Genomic DNA, 18,599 nt, shown 5'->3' on the forward strand with positions numbered 1-18,599 from the left:
GCCCTAATAAACGCCGTTCATCATGACCAACCTGACTGTTCCCACGTCCGCGACGAGCCCGTCCAAGGGGCTCGCGGATGCATTTTTCGACAGAGACGCCCAAACGCTGGCCCGGGATTTACTCGGCAAAGTCATCCGTCACCGGGTCGGCGACCTGTGGCTCAGCGCCCGGATTATCGAGGCCGAAGCCTATTACTTCGAAGAAAAAGGCAGCCACGCCTCCCTCGGCTACACAGAAAAACGTAAGGCTTTGTTTCTGGATGGCGGCCACATCTATATGTACTACGCCCGTGGCGGCGATTCCCTGAACTTCAGCGCCAAAGGTCCCGGCAATGCGGTGTTGATTAAATCCGGTTATCCATGGGTCGATGAACTGAGCGGGCCGGCGAGCCTGGCGCAGATGCTGCTGAACAATCCCGACGCCCAAGGTCGCCCTCGCCCCTCGCAAAAGCTTTGCGCTGGACAGACTTTGCTCTGCAAGGCTCTGGGCCTGAAGGTGCCTGTCTGGGACGCCAAGCGCTTCGACCATGAAGTGCTGCTGGTGGAAGATGTAGGCCCGGCGCCTGTTCACATCATACAAACCACGCGTTTGGGCATTCCCCACGGCCGCGATGAGCATTTGATGTACCGTTTCGTCGATGCGGCTTACGCGCCGTATTGCACGCGCAACCCCATGCGACGGGGGCAGGTCGAAGGTCGCGATTATTTTTTGCTGTGAACACAATCCCCTGTAGCCGGGGTCAATTCATAAAATGGAGTTGTTTTTATGGGCCCATGGCTCGATAGCGTGACCGGTTGGTTGACGGTCAATCCGCAGTGGTTGGCCGCGGCAGTGTTCATAGTGGCTTGCGTTGAATGCCTGGCGATTGCCGGGCTGATCGTGCCGGGCACAGTGTTGCTGTTTGCGGTGGCGGTGCTGGCCGGCAGTGGCGCGTTGTCATTGGGTGAAACGCTGCTACTGGGTTTCCTCGGCGGCGTGCTGGGCGACATCGTTTCGTACTTTTTAGGGCGACATTTCCACCAGAACATCCGGCGCCTGCCAGGGTTGCGCCATCATCCGGAATGGATCGCCGGGGCCGAGGCATATTTCCAGCGTTACGGCATCGCCAGCCTGTTGGTCGGGCGTTTCATCGGTCCGCTGCGGCCGATGTTGCCGATGGTCGCGGGGATGTTCGACATGCCCTTCCCGCGCTTCGCCGCCGTCAGCCTGCTGGCCGCCGCTGGCTGGACCGTTGCCTATCTGCTGCCCGGCTGGGCCACGGGGGCGGCGATTCGCTTGCCGTTGCCGGATGGCTTCTGGCCTGAGGCCGGCGTCGTCGCCGGTAGCATCGCCCTCATGGTGGGCTTGAGCATCACCAGCAGCATACGCCGTCATCGCAAAGCGACGATGCTGATTACTGGAATGAGCTTCCTGATTTTGGCCGGACTGTTTATCGGCTATCCGCACCTGACCGCCCTCGATCAGGGCGTGATGACCCTGGTGCAGGAACACCGCAGCCCGCTGCTCGATGAAGTGGCGGTGACGTTCACGCTGATCGGCGAGTTCCGCAACATGCTGTTGTTCAGCGCCCTGCTGACGGGTTTGCTGTTGCTCACCCGGCAATGGCGCCAGGCGATTTTCGCCGGTAGCACCCTGCTGTGCACCGCGCTGGGCAACACCGTGACCAAACACTTTTTCGCCCGCGTACGCCCGGAAGTGTTGAGCGATCCTCTGACCAGCTACAGCATGCCCAGCGGCCACGCCTCGGGCTCTTTTGCGCTGTTTCTGACGCTGGCCGTGCTGGCCGGCCGCGGACAACCGCCGCGCATGCGCCTGACCTGGCTGCTATTGGGTTGCTTGCCCGCGCTGGCGATTGCCCTGTCGCGGGTGTACCTGGGCGCGCACTGGCCAACGGATGTGCTGGCCGGCGCCATGCTGGCAGCGTGCGTGTGTGCCGCGAGTTTGTGGCTGAATCAGCGCCCGGCGCCGCTAAACGCCATGCCACCCAAGGTCTGGTGGCTGGTGCTTCCGGCGCTGGTGGCGCTGTTCGGGTTCTTTGCGTTGCGGCACTTACCGCATGCGATGTTGCGGTATGCCTATTAGCAAAAGCAAAAGATCGCAGCCTTCGGCAGCTCCTACAGGATGTACACCGAACCCCAGTAGGAGCTGCCGAAGGCTGCGATCTTTTAGCGGGCGTCAGGCGAACAATTCGCCTTGCAACTCATCCAGCAGCGCCTGAATTGCATCCAGTCGCTGCTGCGGATCATCGAGTTGCAGCAGGTCGATCTTGTCCACTTCGGCAAACGGCAACAGGTACGCCAACTGATTGGCCAGCGATTGTTGCCCGCTCGCTTCAGTGCCCATGTTCAGCGCCTCGACCATCGGGTGTTCGGCCAACGCTTTAAGCAGCGCAACCAGGTCGGCATCCTCATCCTGCAACGGTTGCTCAGGCTCGTCCTCCAGCCACTCGACCTCGGCGACGGTCAGCTGATCGCGCTGAATCTCGGTGCGCAACACGTGGAAACGCCGTCCACCCTGCACCCGAATGCCCAGCAAGCCATTGTCCTGCTGTTTGAAATCAGTGATCAGCGCCTCGCATCCGACCAGCGCGTAGCCCGCCGGGGCGATGCCGACTTCTTCGCCGTCGAGGATGCACACCACGCCGAAGCCGCCGCCCTGTTTCATGCAGCGACTGATCATGTCCAGGTAGCGCGCCTCGAAGATCTGCAAATCGAGGATGCAACCCGGAAACAACACCGTATTCAGCGGAAAAAGCGGCAAGCTCATAGACATTTCCTTACACCACCATCGACACCGCCAACGGCAGGAAAACTGCCGTGGCCACGCCCATCAGACTCATCGCCAGCGCCGCGAAGGCGCCGCACTCATCATTTTCCTGCATCGCCACCGCCGTGCCGACCGCGTGAGCGGTCATGCCCAGCGCCATGCCGCGCGCCTCAGGGCTGTGCACACCCAGCCTGGTCAAAAGACTCGGCCCGAAGATCGCCCCGATGACCCCGGTAATCAACACGAACACTGCCGCCAGCGCCGCGACGCCACCGATCTGCTCTGCCACCAGCATGGCAATCGGCGACGTCACCGACTTCGGCGCCATGGTCATCAGGATCATGTGTTCGGCACCAAACGACCAGCCCAGCAATACGCCCATGCCGGTGGCAACGACGCCACCTATCACCAGCGTAGTAAATATCGGCCAGAACAACTGCCGAATGCGTCGCAGATTGAGGTACAGCGGCACTGCCAGCGCCACGGTCGCAGGCCCGAGCAGGATGCTGAGGATATCGGTGCTCTTACGGTACTCGGCATAGGTCAGGCCGCAACCCACCAATACGCCAATCACCAGCAGCATTGAGACCAGCACCGGCTGCAGAAAGATCCAGCGGGTTTTCTCGAACGCCGCCAGCACCAACTGATAAGCCCCCAGCGTAATACCGATACCGAACAACGGATGATGAATCACCGACGCCCAGGCGCCGTGCCAGTCGAAGATCATTGGCCGTCCTCACGATGAGCGTGACGCTTGACCATGCGCTGCATCAGCACGCCAGCGAAAGCCAGGGACAGCAACAGTGACAACACCAGCGCACCGACGATGGCCCAGAAATCCGCGGCAATGTCTTTGGCGTAGACCATCACACCCACGGCGGGCGGCACCAGCAACAACGGCAGGTAACGCAGCAGACTGCTGGCCGCGAGGTTCAGCGGTTCGCCGACCTGGCCACGGCTGATCAGGAACACCAGCAGCAACAGCAGGCCGACAATCGGCCCCGGCAGCACCGGTAAAAACAAGTGGTTGATGGCTGTGCCCAGCAATTGGAACAGCACCAGCCAGGTCAGGCCACGTAACAACATTCGTCATCTCCCGCCAATATCATCCCGCACAAGCGGGCCGAGCATTATAAGCACGCCAACGCTATAGACCGGCATTCGCCAAAATCATGGTCAGTTGACCGGAGCCATTTGCCATGTTGATCTAAAGTGGTAATCCGGGAGGTCAAATCCCCCCACCTCAAAACTATAAAACCGATGAACCCAAGGAGAGTCTCAATGCCCTATGTTCCAGTTGCAGAGCTCAAAGATTATGTCGGCAAGGAACTCGGACGTTCCGAATGGCTCACCATCGATCAGGAGCGCATCAACCTGTTCGCCGAAGCCACAGGGGACTATCAGTTCATCCACGTCGACCCGGTCAAAGCCGCGCAAACGCCATTTGGCAGCACCATTGCACACGGTTTCCTGTCGCTGTCGCTGATCCCCAAGCTGATGGAAGACATCCTGATCCTCCCTGAAGGGGCGAAGATGGTGGTCAACTACGGCTTGGATACCGTGCGTTTCATCCAGCCAGTGAAGGTCAATTCCAGGGTACGACTCAAGGTCGATATGAACGAAGTCACCGAGAAAAAACCGGGCCAATGGCTGCTCAAGGCCACCGCCACGCTTGAGATCGAAGGCTCGGACAAACCGGCCTACATCGCCGAGCCACTGTCTCTCTGCTTCGTGTAACCCATCCCGGAAGCGAAGCAGCTCACGCTGTTTCGCGCCCTCTCCTGTTTCCTGGCTATATAAGGTCAAAGAGCTGCGGCATACTCGGTCGCCTAATTGCCCGGATCCCGCTATGCGCCCACTTGCACTCCTCGCTCTGACCCTATTGCTCACCGCTTGCGGCGACGGCGAATCGCTGTTGCCCCCCGACGCCCGGTTGCCGGACGGCGGACGCTATCGCGGTGAACTGGTCAACGGATTGCTGCAAGGCCAGGGCCGTATCGATTACCCGAACGGCAGCTGGTACGCCGGCGATTTCGACAAGGGCCAATGGCATGGCCAGGGCGAATGGCACGGCAGTAACGGCGAAGTCTATCGCGGGGGATTCAATCTAGGGCTGTTCGACGGCAAGGGCTCACTGACCACCAGCGGCAGCAGCTTCACCGGCAGTTTCAAAGCCGGTCGACGGGACGGCGAAGGCACCCTCAAAGAAAACGGTATGACCTACCGCGGTGAATTCAAGGCCGATCAATATTCAGGGCTCGGTCGTCTCGAACTCGAAGACGGCAGTTCGTATCAGGGCCAGTTCGCCCACGGCAAACCCAACGGCGAGGGCCAGCGGGGCGACGCCAGCGGCAATCAGTTCACCGGGCATTTCGTCGACGGTCAGCTCGAAGGCAACGGGACTTTCAACAGCGCCGATGGCGATATCTATGTCGGCGGCTTCAAGAACAACCAACTGCACGGCAAGGGCCGCTACGAGAACGCCGACGGTGATGTCTGGCTCGGTCAATTCAAGGAAGGGTCGCTGAACGGCAAGGGCGAGTTGATCGGCGCCGACGGCAGCCATTACATCGGCCAGTTCAGTGACTGGCGCTTCACCGGCCAAGGTCGATTGAACCTGTCCGACGGCAGCTTCTACATTGGTCAATTCGACGGTGACAGTTACTCGGGGCGCGGCACCCTGGTGCTGACTGACGGCACGGTGCAAAACGGTACGTGGATTAATGGCGAGCGTGTTCGCGATGCCGATGGCAAGCTGCTGCCCGATAGCCTGGAACTCGGTTTGCTGGCCCAGGGCCGTTTGCTCGACGATGCACTGTCCAACGTGCCGGCTTCGACCCCGGCAGTCGAGTTGTACACCCTGACTCTCGGCGGTGACGGCAAGCAAAGCGTGTTCTTGCGCGAATCCGATTACGTCAGCAACATGCTCAACAGCCGCTTTGGTGCGTTTGGCCAGATCCGCCTGGTGAACCATCGCGACCACCTCGTCGACCGGCCGATGGCCACCCGGGAAAACCTGCGCCGCGCTGCCGCCGCCCTGGCCGAACGCAGTGGTCCGGAAGACTTGATCTTCATCTACATGACCAGTCACGGCACCAGCGAACACGAACTGGTGCTCGACCAGCCGCGCATGGAACTGTCCGATCTGCCGGCCGACGAACTCGCCGCAGTTCTCTCTCCGCTGAAAAACCGCGACAAGATCATCGTGATTTCGTCCTGCTACTCCGGTGGCTTCATTCCCGCGCTCAAGGATGAACGCACCCTGATCATGACTGCCTCGCGCGCTGACCGCGTGTCCTTCGGCTGCTCGGAAGAAGCCAACTTCACCTACTTCGGCGATGCGCTGTTCGCCCAGGCACTGAACCAGACCGACGACCTCGAGCAAGCCTTCAAACTGGCCAGGGCCACCGTTGCGGAACGCGAGCTGGCGGACAGCTTCGAAGCCTCTGAACCGCAGATCTGGGCGCCGAAAACCGTTCTCTCTCACTGGCAGCTGTTACGCAAACAGCAGGCACGAAAAGCACTACAAAGTGTCTCTATCAGCAACAAGGATGCAAAGAGCAACTAAGCTGAATAGTATCAAGGGGGAAACACTATGTACTTGACGCCTCAGCACGTATTGCTTGCCGGAGCTACCGGTTTGACCGGTGAACATCTTCTTGACCGTCTGCTCAATGAGCCCACGATCTCACGAGTATTGGCGCCCTCACGCCGGCCATTGGCCGAGCATCCCCATCTGGAAAACCCGGTCGGTGACCCTGCGGTGTTTCTGCCGCAATTGAATGGTCGCGTCGACATCGCCTACTGCTGCCTGGGCACCACAATCAAGAAAGCCGGCTCGGAACAGGCGTTTCGCGCGGTGGACCTGGACCTAGTGGTGGCGTTCGCCAAACGTGCACGGGAGATGGGTGCACGGCACCTGATCGTGATCAGTGCCTTGGGGGCCGATCGCAGGTCCCCTATTTTCTACAACCGGGTCAAAGGCGAGATGGAATATGCATTGCGCGCACAGGACTGGCCGCAACTGACCATTTGCCGACCTTCGTTGCTGCTGGGCGAGCGTATGGAACCGCGCATGGCTGAGCAATTCGTTGGGCCCTTGTCCCGTTTGATCCCCGGCAAATACCGCGGCATCGAAGCCTGCCAACTGGCCCGCGCCATGTGGCGACTGGCGCTGGAAGAGCAGGATGGGGTGCGGATTGTGGAGTCGGATGAGTTGCGCAAGTTAGGCAAGTAAGATCAAAAGATCGCAGCCTTCGGCAGCTCCTACAGTGGAATGTGTACACCTGTTGGAGCTGCCGAAGGCTGCGATCTTTTGCTTTTTACAATCCGCCCGTCGCCTGAAAACTTACCCCGATCACCGTGAGCACCGACAGCGGCAACAGCAGCGTGTCGAGCAACGCACTGGCCGGCAGGTCGACGCCGGGGTAGCTCGGGGCTTCGGCGCCGAAGCGGTCCATGGCGCAGCAGCCGCCATTCATGGCATACAAATCCAGACGCGTCCCCGAATACACCACTGGCGCCCCTGGCTTGGCGGCATCAAGCGTTCGCGCCGTGGCGCAGCCAGCCAATTGCAGCGCCAGCACAATCGCCAGCAGCTTATTCATCGCTGGTCAGATGGTGTTCGCCCCAGCGCGGCAGCATGTCCTGGGGAATGTTCAGTAGATTGAGAATTCGCGCCACGACAAAATCGATCAAATCGTCGATGGTTTGCGGCTGATGATAAAAACCGGGCGACGCCGGCAAAATCGTCACGCCCATGTTCGACAACTTGAGCATGTTCTCCAGATGGATGCTTGAATACGGCGCCTCCCGCGGCACCAGAATCAGCTGACGACGTTCCTTCAAGGTGACGTCGGCCGCACGCTCGATCAGGTTGTTGCAAGCCCCCGTCGCAATAGCCGACAAGGTCCCGGTGGAACACGGCACCACCACCATCGCTGCCGGCGCGCCGGAGCCCGAGGCCACTGGCGACATCCAGTCTTCCTTGCCATACACCCGAATCTGCCCAGCGGCAGCGCCGGTGTATTCGGTGAGGAAGGCCTGCATCATCTGGGTTTTCGGCGGCAACGTAACGTCAGTCTCGGTGGCCATCACCAGTTGCGCAGCCTTGGAAATCATGAAGTGCACCTCGCGGTCTTCACGAATCAGGCAGTCAAGCAGGCGCAAACCATATTGGGCGCCCGAAGCGCCCGTCATCGCCAGCGTGATGCGTTCCGGGCCGTTGTTCATTGCAGCGCCTCGGCGAGTTTGCCGTGCAGGCCGCCGAAGCCGCCGTTGCTCATGATCACCACGTGAGTGCCGGGCTGGGCCTGGCTCTTCACGCGCTCGATGATACCTTCCAGCGAATCGCTGACGATCGACGGCACTGTGCACAACGCAGCAGTAGCCCCCAGATCCCAACCGAGGTTGGCCGGCGCGTACCAGATCACTTGATCGGCATCGACCACGCTTTCCGGCAAGCCGTCGCGGTGAGCACCGAGCTTCATGGAGTTGGAGCGCGGCTCGATGATCGCAATCAACGGTGCATCGCCGATGCGCTTGCGCAGACCGTCGAGGGTCGTCGCAATAGCCGTCGGATGGTGAGCGAAGTCGTCATAGATGGTAATGCCGCGAACCTCCGCGACTTTCTCCATCCGGCGCTTGACGCTTTTGAATGCGCTCAGCGCAGCGATGCCCATGGACGGCACAACACCGACGTGACGGGCCGCAGCCAACGTGGCCAAGGCGTTGGCGACGTTGTGTTGGCCGGTCATGTCCCACTCGACCACGCCTTGGGCAACACCTTCGAACATCACTTCAAATTTCGAGCCGTCTTCGCTGAGCAGTTTGACCTGCCACTGACCGCCGGCGCCGGTGGTCTGCACCGGGGTCCAGCAGCCCATCTCGATCACACGCTGCAACGCAGGCTCGGTGGTCGGGTGGATCACCAGGCCTTCGCTCGGGATGGTCCGCACCAAATGGTGGAATTGCCGCTCGATGGCTGGCAGATCGGGGAAGATGTCGGCGTGATCGTATTCCAGGTTGTTCAGGATCGCCGTACGCGGGCGGTAGTGAACGAACTTGGAGCGCTTGTCGAAGAACGCGCTGTCGTACTCGTCGGCTTCGATCACGAAGAATGGGGTGTCACCCAGACGAGCGGACACCGAGAAGTTTTGCGGCACGCCGCCGATCAGGAAACCCGGGCTCATGCCCGCGTGTTCCAGCACCCAGGCGAGCATGCTGCTGGTGGTGGTTTTGCCGTGGGTACCGGCGACGGCCAGCACCCAGCGACCTTGCAGCACGTGATCCGCCAGCCATTGCGGGCCGGAGACGTACGGCAGGCCTTTGTTCAGCACGTATTCGACAGCCGGGTTGCCGCGGGACATGGCATTGCCGATCACTACCAGATCCGGTGCCGGATCGAGCTGCGCCGGGTCGTAGCCTTGGGTCAACTCAATGTCCTGAGCCTCAAGCTGAGTGCTCATCGGCGGATAGACGTTGGCATCGGAGCCCGTCACGTGATGACCCAGCTCTTTGGCCAGAACCGCCATCGAACCCATGAAAGTGCCGCAGATACCAAGAATGTGAATGTGCATTAGTCGACCTCGTAAAACATGGCCGCAGGTTAGCTTAGGGTGGGAAAATTCGCACTCTGTCTTTAATGATCGTCTCCACGCTGATCGTTCCCACTCTGGGCGGGAGCGATCAACGGCTTACCGCTCAATCCCATGTTTACGCAGCTTTCTATAAAGGGTGTTACGACTGACACCCAACTGTTCCGCTGTATGAGTCATATGCCAACGTGTCTGCTCCAGCGCATTCAGCAACGCCAAGCGCTCGGCATCGTCTAGCGGATGCTCGGACGCTTCCTCAACCGTCACTGCAACCACCGGCCGGATCTGACGAATCATCACCGGCAAATCCTCCAGCCCGATCCGCCCACCGTCGCACAACGCCGCTAACGTGCGCAGCACATTGCGCAACTGCCGCACGTTCCCTGGCCAGGCAAAGGCCAGCAACGCCTGGCGTGCCGGACCGTCAATCAATACGGTTTCCCCACCCGCCTCTTCGGCCAGCAAAAAGTCGAGCAGTTGGGATTTATCACTGCGATCACGCAATGCCGGCAGTGCAACTTCCAGCCCGTTGAGCCGGTAATACAAATCCTCGCGGAAGCTGCCGTCCTGCACCCGCTCCAGCAGATTGCGGTGAGTGGCGCTGATGATCCGTACGTTGACCGACTCCGGCTCGCCGCCGATCGGCACTACCTGACGATCCTCCAGCACCCTTAATAGCCGGGTCTGCAAAGCCAGGGGCATGTCGCCGATTTCATCGAGGAACAAAGTCCCGCCATCGGCCTGCTGCAACTTGCCACGCATGCCTTCCTTTCGCGCACCGGTAAAGCTGCCGCCGCGATAGCCAAACAGTTCGCTCTCGATCAGGCTTTCGGGGATGGCGGCGCAGTTGAGGGCGACGAAGGCTTTTTCTGCTCGCTGGCTGGCCTGGTGGACGGCTTTGGCAAACGCTTCTTTGCCGGATCCGGTTTCGCCGTTGATCAGTAGCGGTACGTCCCGCTCAAACACGCGTAAGGATTTACGGAAATCTTCCTGCAACCCCGTGTCACCCAGACAAATGCCCGATAGGCGCGAAGGTTCGGCGATCACCGCACTTGGCACCACCGGCACCGGAATGCTGCGTGGCTGCCCGCGCAACAGCGCAAACAGGCTCCGCCCGTCGCGCGTGCGCAACGGCCAACTGGCGCTGGCATTGACACTGGCGCGGCCGAGCAATTCATCCAGCGAACAATCGAAAAACGCCTCCACCGGTTTGCCCAGCAACCCACCGCGAATATGCCCCAACAGGTTCAGCGCACTCTGGTTGACAGCGCTGATCCGCCCTTCTCCGTCAAACGCCAGTAACCCTTCGCTGAACAACCCGACGGATTCGGCCTGAAGATGAAAACGCAGCAACCACTGATTGTCGAAGTAGCGCAGGAAATAGCAGCTCTCGATCATCTTCGCCGAAAGATTGACCAGGGCCATGGTGTGGAATTGGCTCTGACGCGAGACCTCGTGACGCGCCGAGGACACGTCGAGCACCGCCAGCAGTTCGCCATGCGGGTCGAACACCGGGCTCGCCGAACAGGTCAGGCCGGTGTGACGGCCGCGAAAATGCTCGTCCTGATGGATGGTCAGGGACTGACGCTCCACCAGACAGGTGCCGATGCCGTTGGTGCCTTCGCAGGCTTCGCTCCAGTCAGCACCAAGCCAGAGGCCGGCTCGCTCGAAAATCTTCCGCTCGGCAGGCGCGGTGACGCAATTGAGGATCACGCCGCGGGCGTCGGTCAGCAGGACCGCATGGCCGGCACCGGAGAGTTGCTGATGAAGGCTGGTCATTTCGCTGCCGGCGATGTGCAGCACCTGCTGCAAGCGCTCGCGGCTTTCCAGTACGCGGCCATGCTCCAGCACCGTGGGTGCCATGGTCAGGGCCGGGTCGAGGTGATAATCCTCAAGACAACGCAGCCAGGAACGGGCAATCGACGGATCGCTGCCGGGGCCGTGCAGGTGGGATTTTCCCTGAGTGACGGTCAGGACCTGCTGGGCATGGCGACTCAAATGGTTGTCGTGCATTTCTTATTGTTCTCCCCGAAAGGTGTACACGGCCCTGTAGGAGCTGCCGAAGGCTGCGATCTTTTGACTTTGATGGTTCGAGATCAAAAGATCGCAGCCTTCGGCAGCTCCTACGGTCCATCACAGACACCGAGCATCCTCCAGCCACCCATGCTTTGCAATGCTGGCAAGACCGCCCGGTCACAGGTTGCGCCAGAAGCGGTACAAAGTGTCACCAGGGCTGTACCGAAAGCGTCACAGGCAGCGTCCGTCGGTCCGGCAAAAACCGCGTAAAGCCTTGATTTGCCTGAGCTGCAAGGCAGTGGCCCGACCTTTGCTCTACGCTTATAGCAAGCGCACATGCGCTCTCCCTTATAAGCACAAAAGCCAAGGAGAAATCACTATGCGTTACGCTCACCCCGGTACTGAAGGCGCTATCGTTTCGTTCAAGAGCAAATACGGTAACTACATCGGCGGCGAGTTCGTCGCGCCTGTTAAAGGTCAGTACTTCACCAATACCTCGCCAGTGAATGGCCAACCGATTGCCGAATTCCCGCGCTCCACGGCCGAAGACATCGAAAAGGCCCTGGACGCTGCCCACGCGGCCGCCGATGCTTGGGGCGCCACGTCCGCCCAGGCTCGCTCGCTGGTGCTGCTGAAAATCGCCGACCGCATCGAACAGAACCTCGAAGTCCTGGCAATCACCGAATCCTGGGACAACGGCAAAGCCGTGCGTGAAACCCTCAACGCCGACATCCCGCTGGCGGCCGACCATTTCCGTTACTTCGCCGGTTGCATCCGCGCCCAGGAAGGCAGCGCTGCCGAGATCGATGGCAACACCGTGGCCTATCACATCCATGAACCGCTGGGCGTGGTCGGGCAGATCATCCCGTGGAACTTCCCGATCCTGATGGCCGCCTGGAAACTCGCCCCGGCCCTGGCCGCCGGTAACTGCGTGGTGCTCAAGCCTGCCGAGCAAACGCCACTGGGCATCACCGTGCTGATGGAGCTGATCGGCGACCTGCTACCGCCGGGCGTGCTGAACGTCGTGCAAGGCTTCGGCAAAGAAGCCGGCGAAGCGCTGGCCACCAGCAAACGCATCGCCAAGATCGCCTTCACCGGCTCGACCCCGGTCGGCTCGCACATCATGAAATGCGCTGCCGAAAACATCATTCCGTCCACCGTGGAGCTGGGTGGCAAGTCGCCGAACATCTTCTTCGCCGACATCATGCAAGCCGAAGAAACCTTCATCGAAAAAGCCGCCGAAGGCCTGGTGCTGGCGTTCTTCAACCAGGGCGAAGTCTGCACCTGCCCGTCCCGTGCATTGGTGCAAGAGTCGATCTACGACGACTTCATGAAAGTCGTGATGAAAAAAGTGCTGTCGATCAAACGTGGCGACCCGCTGGACACCGACACCATGGTCGGCGCCCAGGCGTCCGAGCAGCAATTCGACAAAATCCTTTCGTACCTGGAAATTGCCAAGGGTGAAGGCGCCGAACTGTTGACCGGCGGCAAGGTGGAAAAACTCGAGGGCAACCTGGCGACCGGGTATTACATCCAGCCGACGCTGCTCAAGGGCACCAACAAAATGCGTGTGTTCCAGGAAGAAATCTTTGGCCCGGTGGTGAGCATCACCACCTTCAAGGACGAAGCCGAAGCCCTGGCCATCGCCAACGACACCGAGTTCGGCCTGGGTGCCGGCCTCTGGACCCGCGACATCAACCGCGCCTATCGCATGGGCCGCGCCATCAAGGCCGGTCGTGTGTGGACCAACTGCTATCACCTGTACCCGGCGCACGCCGCGTTCGGCGGTTACAAAAAATCCGGCGTCGGTCGTGAAACCCACAAAATGATGCTCGATCACTATCAGCAGACCAAAAACCTGCTGGTGAGCTACGACATCAATCCGTTGGGCTTCTTCTAAAGCGTCTGTCGCAGGCAAGCCACTCTCCTTGTGGGAGTGAGCTTGCTTGCACATTGGGCCTTCGCGCCCACCCGGCAACCACGCCAGTCAAAAACAATAAGAACAGGTGAACCCCTATGCCTAGCGATCAAGCCAGCGTGCAGCCGGCTACCTCCTCTGTCGACTTTGAAAAAGTCGGCTCCGACTATTTCCAGCAACGGGAACTGAAAAAAGGTGCAGCAGGCTGGGTCCTGCTAGTGGGCCTGGGCGTGGCCTACGTCATCTCCGGCGATTACGCGGGTTGGAACTTCGGCCTCGCCCAAGGTGGCTGGGGCGGTATGTTTCTCGCCACGTTGCTGATGGCGACCATGTACCTGTGCATGTGTTTTTCCTTGGCGGAACTGTCTTCCATGATTCCTACCGCGGGTGGCGGCTACGGTTTTGCCCGTAGCGCATTCGGGCCGTGGGGCGGGTTTCTGACCGGGACCGCGATCCTGATCGAATACGCAATCGCCCCGGCGGCGATCGCGGTGTTTATCGGCGCCTATTGCGAATCACTGTTCGGCATCGGCGGCTGGATGATTTACCTCGCGTTCTACATCATCTTTATCGCCATTCACATTTTCGGGGTCGGCGAAGCCCTGAAACTGATGTTCGGTATCACCGCCGTCGCCGCACTGGCGCTGGGCGTGTTCCTGGTGTCGATGGTGCCGCACTTCAACGTCGCCAATCTGCTCGACATCCCGGTGACTGACGCCAAGGGCGCCAGCAGCTTCCTGCCCTTCGGCTACGTCGGCGTGTGGGCGGCAATTCCTTACGCGATCTGGTTCTTCCTCGCTGTCGAAGGCGTGCCGTTGGCAGCAGAAGAAACCAAAAACCCGAAACGCGACCTGCCCCGCGGATTGATCGGCGCCATGCTGGTGCTGGTGAGCTTTGCCCTGCTGATTCTGGTAATCGGGCCAGGCGGTGCCGGCGCCAATGCACTGCTGACCTCGGGTAATCCGTTGGTCGAAGCATTGAGCAAGGCGTATGGCGGCTCGACCTGGATGGGCCACTTCGTCAATCTGGTGGGCCTGGCCGGGCTGATCGCCAGTTTCTTCTCGATTATTTACGCCTACTCGCGGCAGATCTTCGCGTTGTCCCGCGCCGGCTACCTGCCGCGCAAACTGTCGGAAACCAACAAGAGCAAGGCCCCCGTACTGGCGCTGATTATTCCCGGCATTATCGGGTTCGGCTTGTCGCTGACCGGTCAGGGGGACTTGCTGATTCTGGTGGCAGTGTTCGGCGCGACCATTTCCTACGTCTTGATGATGGCGGCGCACATCACACTGCGCATTCGGCGCCCCAAAATGGATCGCCCATACCGCACGCCGGGCGGTATCTTCACCTCGGGTGTAGCGCTGGTTTTGGCTTGCATCGCCGTGGTGGCGGGTTTTCTGGTAGACCCACGCGTGGTGATTGGCGCTGCGATCATCTATGGAGTGTTAATTGCTTACTTTGCTTTCTACAGTCGGCATCACTTGGTAGCAGGCACGCCCGAAGAAGAATTCGCGGCCATTCAGAACGCTGAAAAAGCCCTGCACTAACGGCCAGAAAACACGGCGCAGGCCCTGTCTGCGCCGTCACGGAGAATCTGTATGGCAAGTTTTGCTCACACGGTCGGCGCCCAGACCTACCGTTTCGACAGCCTCAAGGACGTCATGGCCAAGGCCAGTCCGGCGCGTTCCGGGGACTTTCTGGCCGGCGTCGCCGCCCTCAACGATGGCGAACGGGTTGCCGCGCAGATGGCCCTCGCCAACATCCCGCTCAGCCACTTCCTGCAAGAAGTACTCATTCCGTACGAGGCCGATGAAGTCACCCGACTGATCATCGACACTCACGACAAACAAGCATTCGCCGCCGTCAGCCACCTCACCGTCGGCGGCTTTCGCGACTGGCTGCTCAGCGATGCCGCCGACGAACAGAGCCTGCGCGCCCTCGCGCCAGGCCTTACCCCGGAAATGGCCGCCGCCGTGTCGAAGATCATGCGCGTGCAGGATCTGGTGCTGGTCGCGCAGAAAATCCGCGTGGTCACCCAGTTCCGCGGCACGATGGGCCTGCGCGGTCGGCTATCCACCCGCCTGCAACCCAACCACCCCACCGACGAACCGGCCGGTATCGCCGCGAGCATTCTCGACGGCCTGCTGTATGGCAACGGCGACGCGATGATCGGCATCAACCCGGCCACCGATAGCATCGCCTCGATCTGCGCCATGCTGGAAATGCTCGACGCGATCATTCAGCGCTACGAGATCCCAACCCAGGCCTGCGTGCTGACGCATGTCACCACGTCCATTGAGGCAATAAATCGCGGCGTTCCGCTGGACCTGGTGTTTCAGTCGATCGCCGGCACCGAGGCGGCCAATGCCAGTTTCGGTATCAACCTGAACGTGTTGCAGGAAGGTTACGACGCCGGATTGAGCCTGAATCGCGGGACGCTGGGCCAGAATCTGATGTATTTCGAGACCGGCCAAGGCAGCGCCCTGTCAGCCAACGCCCACCACGGCATCGATCAACAGACCTGCGAAACCCGCGCCTACGCCGTTGCGCGACATTTCAAACCGTTCCTGGTGAATACCGTCGTAGGATTCATTGGCCCGGAATACCTCTACAACGGTAAACAGATCATCCGCGCCGGCCTCGAAGACCACTTCTGCGGCAAGCTCCTGGGCGTGCCCATGGGTTGCGACATCTGTTACACCAACCACGCCGAAGCCGACCAGGACGATATGGACACCCTGCTGACCCTGTTGGGCGTGGCCGGGATCAACTTCATCATGGGCATCCCCGGCTCCGACGACATCATGCTCAACTACCAGACCACTTCGTTCCACGACGCCCTTTACGCCCGCCAGACGCTGGGCCTGAAACCGGCGCCGGAATTCGAACAATGGCTGGCGAGAATGGGCATTTTCACCCAGGCAGACGGCAAGATTCACTTCGGCGACAGCCTGCCGCCGGCTTTCCGCCAAGCGATGGGGCAACTGGGATGAGTGTTGAAATGGACAAACCACCTGCTGACCCAGAGAACCCGTTACTGGAACTGCGCCGCCTGACACCGGCACGGATTGCCCTTGGTCGTACGGGCACCAGCATGCCGACCAGCGCGCAGCTAGACTTCCAGTACGCCCACGCTCAGGCGCGGGATGCGGTGCACTTGCCGTTCGACCATGCGGGGCTCAGCTCACAACTGGCTGAACGCGGGCGTGCCAGTTTGCTGCTACACAGCGCCGCTACGGATCGGAACAGTTATTTGCAACGCCCCGATTTGGGGCGAAAGTTGAGTGGTGAGTCGGCGCAGGCACTGCGCGATTACGCAATGGCCAATCCCGGCGGTGTCGATCTGGCAATTGTCGTTGCCGATGGGTTGTCGGCGCTGGCCGTTCATCGCCATACCCTGCCGTTTCTGGCGCGGATGGAAGATCAGATTGTGAGTGACGGCTGGTCCGTCTCACCGGTCATTCTGGTGGAACAGGGTCGGGTCGCCGTCGCCGACGAGATCGGCGAACTGCTGGGTGCGAAAATGGTGGTAATCCTGATCGGCGAACGCCCTGGCCTCAGTTCCCCGGACAGCCTGGGGTTGTATTTCACCTACAATCCAAAGGTCGGGCTGACGGATGCCTATCGCAACTGCATCTCCAACGTCCGACTCGAAGGTCTGAGTTACGGCATGGCGGCACACCGTTTGCTGTATTTGATGCGCGAAGCCTGCCGGCGGCAGTTGTCAGGGGTCAATCTGAAGGACGAAGCCCAGGTTCTGACACTGGAGTCGGACGCTGGAGCAGACATGAAAGGTAATTTCCTACTGAGTCTGCCGGATGCCTGAACCGTTTCCGCATTGCGTTTCTGATTCAGTTTCAGGCAGGATCGAAACACGGCTGCCCGAGTGAGAACCGTTCGCCGTCACAGTACGTGAAGACAGCCACTTGAAGACGAGACCTACCATGCGGATTATTCAAGCGACCCTCGAACACCTGGACCTGTTGACCCCGTTGTTCGTCAAATATCGCGAGTTTTATGGCTCCCTGGCTTATCCGGACTCGTCCCGGGCGTTCCTTGAAAAGCGCCTGCGTCGCAAAGAGTCGGTGATCTACCTGGCCCTGGCCGATGACAACAGCAACAAACTGATGGGTTTCTGTCAGTTGTATCCGAGCTTTTCGTCCCTTTCGCTGAAGCGCGTGTGGATCCTCAACGACATCTACGTCGCCGAAGAGGCTCGCCGCCAGTTGGTGGCCGACAACCTCATCCGCACCGCGAAGAAAATGGCCAAGGAAACCAATGCTGTGCGCATGCGCGTTTCCACCAGCAGCAACAACGAAGTCGCGCAGAAAACCTACGAATCCATCGGATTCAAGGAAGACACCGAGTTCAAGAACTACGTGTTGCCGATCAGCGACGAACTCTGATCCGCATCGAACATTGTGGGAGCGAGCTTGCTCGCTCCCACAGGAATCGATTGCAACTCCAACCGGTATGGATCCATAGACATCCCCCGCTACAAACTCAACGCGCTTTTCACCTCTCAGCCCGTATAATGCCGACCTTTCCGGCTTGTAAGAAAAACTACACCCGTCTGTAGCCTTTCGCGAAGTCATCCGCACAGGCCTGCCGAGTCGGGCCGTCACCTCAGGTGCTCTCCATGGATTTCAACCCGCTCGACCTTATCCTGCATCTCGATGTTTACCTCGATTTGCTGGTAAACAACTACGGGCCATGGATTTACGCCATTCTGTTCCTGGTGATCTTCTGCGAAACCGGTCTGGTGGTCATGCCGTTCCTGCCGGGCGACTCCCTGCTGTTCATCGCGGGTGCCGTTGCGGCCGGTGGCGGCATGGACCCGGTGCTGCTGGGCGGCCTGCTGATGCTGGCGGCGATCCTTGGCGACAGCACCAACTATGTGATCGGACGAACGGCGGGTGAGCGTTTGTTCAGCAACCCGAATTCGAAAATCTTCCGCCGAGACTACCTGCAGCAAACCCACGACTTCTACGACAAACACGGCGGCAAAACCGTGACCCTGGCGCGCTTCCTGCCCATCATCCGCACCTTTGCACCGTTTGTCGCCGGCGTGGCCAAAATGCCATATCCGCGATTTTTCGCCTTCAGCGTCCTCGGCACCATCCTGTGGGTCGGTGGCCTGGTGACCCTCGGTTATTTCTTCGGCAACGTACCGTTCATCAAGCAAAACCTGTCGCTGCTGGTGGTGGGCATCATCCTGCTGTCGTTGGTACCGATGATCATCGGCATCATCCGCAGCCGCTTCGGCAACGCCGCGTCCAAACCTCAATCGCGCTGATTCACC

The 18,599-nt window shown here is 60.1% G+C and carries 18 protein-coding genes; 11 read left to right on the top strand and 7 right to left on the bottom strand.

Annotated elements, in window-relative coordinates; genetic code table 11:
* The first annotated feature begins 22 nt into the window (after positions 1-22).
* Together WLY71_RS09845 and WLY71_RS09850 are read left to right on the top strand one after the other, a co-directional pair.
* Complete coding sequence (locus WLY71_RS09845) at positions 23-718, top strand: DNA-3-methyladenine glycosylase (RefSeq protein ID WP_347803404.1); 696 nt, start codon at positions 23-25, stop codon at positions 716-718.
* Between the two features lie 48 nt (positions 719-766).
* A complete protein-coding gene (locus WLY71_RS09850; RefSeq protein WP_347803405.1) occupies positions 767-2,083 on the top strand; it encodes a bifunctional DedA family/phosphatase PAP2 family protein in 1,317 nt (438 codons plus the stop codon).
* A gap of 93 nt (positions 2,084-2,176) precedes the next feature.
* Here WLY71_RS09850 and WLY71_RS09855 read toward each other — a convergent pair whose 3' ends face one another.
* The 3 genes from WLY71_RS09855 to WLY71_RS09865 are packed head-to-tail and all read right to left on the bottom strand — an operon-like array spanning position 2,177 to position 3,853.
* Complete coding sequence (locus WLY71_RS09855; RefSeq protein ID WP_347803406.1) at positions 2,177-2,767, bottom strand: LON peptidase substrate-binding domain-containing protein; 591 nt, start codon at positions 2,765-2,767, stop codon at positions 2,177-2,179.
* Positions 2,768-2,777: 10 nt separating this feature from the next.
* Positions 2,778-3,494 carry an LrgB family protein gene (locus WLY71_RS09860; protein WP_347803407.1) on the bottom strand — a complete coding sequence of 239 codons (717 nt, stop codon included), beginning with the start codon at positions 3,492-3,494 and terminating at the stop codon, positions 2,778-2,780.
* A complete protein-coding gene (locus WLY71_RS09865; RefSeq protein ID WP_129440876.1) occupies positions 3,491-3,853 on the bottom strand; it encodes a CidA/LrgA family protein in 363 nt (120 codons plus the stop codon). Before WLY71_RS09865 ends, WLY71_RS09860 begins: the two co-directional genes overlap by 4 nt.
* A gap of 195 nt (positions 3,854-4,048) precedes the next feature.
* Between WLY71_RS09865 and WLY71_RS09870 the strand changes: the two genes are divergently transcribed.
* From WLY71_RS09870 to WLY71_RS09880, 3 genes are all read left to right on the top strand, one after another.
* Positions 4,049-4,504: a MaoC family dehydratase gene (locus WLY71_RS09870; protein ID WP_008152797.1), complete on the top strand. Its 456-nt coding sequence runs from the start codon at positions 4,049-4,051 to the stop codon at positions 4,502-4,504.
* Positions 4,505-4,616: 112 nt separating this feature from the next.
* Positions 4,617-6,335, top strand: coding sequence for a C13 family peptidase (locus tag WLY71_RS09875; RefSeq protein WP_347803408.1), 1,719 nt, complete (start codon positions 4,617-4,619; stop codon positions 6,333-6,335).
* A 27-nt stretch (positions 6,336-6,362) separates the two neighbouring features.
* A complete protein-coding gene (locus tag WLY71_RS09880) occupies positions 6,363-7,004 on the top strand; it encodes an oxidoreductase (RefSeq protein WP_347803409.1) in 642 nt (213 codons plus the stop codon).
* Positions 7,005-7,089: 85 nt separating this feature from the next.
* Here WLY71_RS09880 and WLY71_RS09885 read toward each other — a convergent pair whose 3' ends face one another.
* The 4 genes from WLY71_RS09885 to WLY71_RS09900 form a co-directional block, all read right to left on the bottom strand.
* Positions 7,090-7,374: a YceK/YidQ family lipoprotein gene (locus WLY71_RS09885; RefSeq protein ID WP_046055560.1), complete on the bottom strand. Its 285-nt coding sequence runs from the start codon at positions 7,372-7,374 to the stop codon at positions 7,090-7,092.
* On the bottom strand, positions 7,367-7,999 hold the full coding sequence (gene ubiX / locus WLY71_RS09890) for a flavin prenyltransferase UbiX (RefSeq protein WP_046048695.1): 633 nt from the start codon (positions 7,997-7,999) through the stop codon (positions 7,367-7,369). Before ubiX ends, WLY71_RS09885 begins: the two co-directional genes overlap by 8 nt.
* Positions 7,996-9,345, bottom strand: coding sequence for a UDP-N-acetylmuramate:L-alanyl-gamma-D-glutamyl-meso-diaminopimelate ligase (mpl, locus tag WLY71_RS09895; protein ID WP_347803410.1), 1,350 nt, complete (start codon positions 9,343-9,345; stop codon positions 7,996-7,998). The genes ubiX and mpl overlap by 4 nt, the downstream gene beginning before the upstream one ends.
* 117 nt (positions 9,346-9,462) lie before the next feature.
* Positions 9,463-11,376 (bottom strand): sigma-54-dependent Fis family transcriptional regulator, encoded by a 1,914-nt coding sequence (locus tag WLY71_RS09900; protein ID WP_347803411.1) that lies wholly within the window; start codon positions 11,374-11,376, stop codon positions 9,463-9,465.
* Positions 11,377-11,758: 382 nt separating this feature from the next.
* Here WLY71_RS09900 and exaC point away from each other — a divergent pair, with 382 nt between their 5' ends.
* The 6 genes from exaC (at position 11,759) to WLY71_RS09930 (ending at position 18,593) form a co-directional block, all read left to right on the top strand.
* Complete coding sequence (gene exaC / locus WLY71_RS09905; RefSeq protein WP_033054129.1) at positions 11,759-13,279, top strand: acetaldehyde dehydrogenase ExaC; 1,521 nt, start codon at positions 11,759-11,761, stop codon at positions 13,277-13,279.
* A gap of 116 nt (positions 13,280-13,395) precedes the next feature.
* Positions 13,396-14,844, top strand: coding sequence for an ethanolamine permease (gene eat, locus WLY71_RS09910; protein WP_074871226.1), 1,449 nt, complete (start codon positions 13,396-13,398; stop codon positions 14,842-14,844).
* A gap of 51 nt (positions 14,845-14,895) precedes the next feature.
* Positions 14,896-16,290, top strand: coding sequence for an ethanolamine ammonia-lyase subunit EutB (locus WLY71_RS09915; RefSeq protein ID WP_347803412.1), 1,395 nt, complete (start codon positions 14,896-14,898; stop codon positions 16,288-16,290).
* Positions 16,291-16,298: 8 nt separating this feature from the next.
* Entirely contained in the window at positions 16,299-17,123 is an 825-nt protein-coding gene (eutC, locus tag WLY71_RS09920; protein WP_347803413.1) for an ethanolamine ammonia-lyase subunit EutC, read from the top strand.
* 118 nt (positions 17,124-17,241) lie between these two features.
* Complete coding sequence (locus WLY71_RS09925) at positions 17,242-17,703, top strand: GNAT family N-acetyltransferase (RefSeq protein WP_347803414.1); 462 nt, start codon at positions 17,242-17,244, stop codon at positions 17,701-17,703.
* A gap of 233 nt (positions 17,704-17,936) precedes the next feature.
* Entirely contained in the window at positions 17,937-18,593 is a 657-nt protein-coding gene (locus WLY71_RS09930) for a DedA family protein (RefSeq protein WP_347803415.1), read from the top strand.
* The last annotated feature ends 6 nt before the right edge of the window (positions 18,594-18,599 follow it).

It is taken from the genome of Pseudomonas rossensis, assembly GCF_039888995.1.
Taxonomy (GTDB): domain Bacteria; phylum Pseudomonadota; class Gammaproteobacteria; order Pseudomonadales; family Pseudomonadaceae; genus Aquipseudomonas; species Aquipseudomonas rossensis.

Excerpts from the sequence above, each read along its gene's own strand:
- WLY71_RS09845 (WP_347803404.1), top strand. The coding sequence starts at position 23 with ATGACCAACCTGACTGTTCCCACGTCCGCGACGAGCCCGTCCAAGGGG.
- WLY71_RS09850 (WP_347803405.1), top strand. The coding sequence starts at position 767 with ATGGGCCCATGGCTCGATAGCGTGACCGGTTGGTTGACGGTCAATCCG.
- WLY71_RS09855 (WP_347803406.1), bottom strand. The coding sequence starts at position 2,767 with ATGAGCTTGCCGCTTTTTCCGCTGAATACGGTGTTGTTTCCGGGTTGC.
- WLY71_RS09860 (WP_347803407.1), bottom strand. The coding sequence starts at position 3,494 with ATGATCTTCGACTGGCACGGCGCCTGGGCGTCGGTGATTCATCATCCG.
- WLY71_RS09865 (WP_129440876.1), bottom strand. The coding sequence starts at position 3,853 with ATGTTGTTACGTGGCCTGACCTGGCTGGTGCTGTTCCAATTGCTGGGC.
- WLY71_RS09870 (WP_008152797.1), top strand. The coding sequence starts at position 4,049 with ATGCCCTATGTTCCAGTTGCAGAGCTCAAAGATTATGTCGGCAAGGAA.
- WLY71_RS09875 (WP_347803408.1), top strand. The coding sequence starts at position 4,617 with ATGCGCCCACTTGCACTCCTCGCTCTGACCCTATTGCTCACCGCTTGC.
- WLY71_RS09880 (WP_347803409.1), top strand. The coding sequence starts at position 6,363 with ATGTACTTGACGCCTCAGCACGTATTGCTTGCCGGAGCTACCGGTTTG.
- WLY71_RS09885 (WP_046055560.1), bottom strand. The coding sequence starts at position 7,374 with ATGAATAAGCTGCTGGCGATTGTGCTGGCGCTGCAATTGGCTGGCTGC.
- ubiX (WP_046048695.1), bottom strand. The coding sequence starts at position 7,999 with ATGAACAACGGCCCGGAACGCATCACGCTGGCGATGACGGGCGCTTCG.
- mpl (WP_347803410.1), bottom strand. The coding sequence starts at position 9,345 with ATGCACATTCACATTCTTGGTATCTGCGGCACTTTCATGGGTTCGATG.
- WLY71_RS09900 (WP_347803411.1), bottom strand. The coding sequence starts at position 11,376 with ATGCACGACAACCATTTGAGTCGCCATGCCCAGCAGGTCCTGACCGTC.
- exaC (WP_033054129.1), top strand. The coding sequence starts at position 11,759 with ATGCGTTACGCTCACCCCGGTACTGAAGGCGCTATCGTTTCGTTCAAG.
- eat (WP_074871226.1), top strand. The coding sequence starts at position 13,396 with ATGCCTAGCGATCAAGCCAGCGTGCAGCCGGCTACCTCCTCTGTCGAC.
- WLY71_RS09915 (WP_347803412.1), top strand. The coding sequence starts at position 14,896 with ATGGCAAGTTTTGCTCACACGGTCGGCGCCCAGACCTACCGTTTCGAC.
- eutC (WP_347803413.1), top strand. The coding sequence starts at position 16,299 with ATGGACAAACCACCTGCTGACCCAGAGAACCCGTTACTGGAACTGCGC.
- WLY71_RS09925 (WP_347803414.1), top strand. The coding sequence starts at position 17,242 with ATGCGGATTATTCAAGCGACCCTCGAACACCTGGACCTGTTGACCCCG.
- WLY71_RS09930 (WP_347803415.1), top strand. The coding sequence starts at position 17,937 with ATGGATTTCAACCCGCTCGACCTTATCCTGCATCTCGATGTTTACCTC.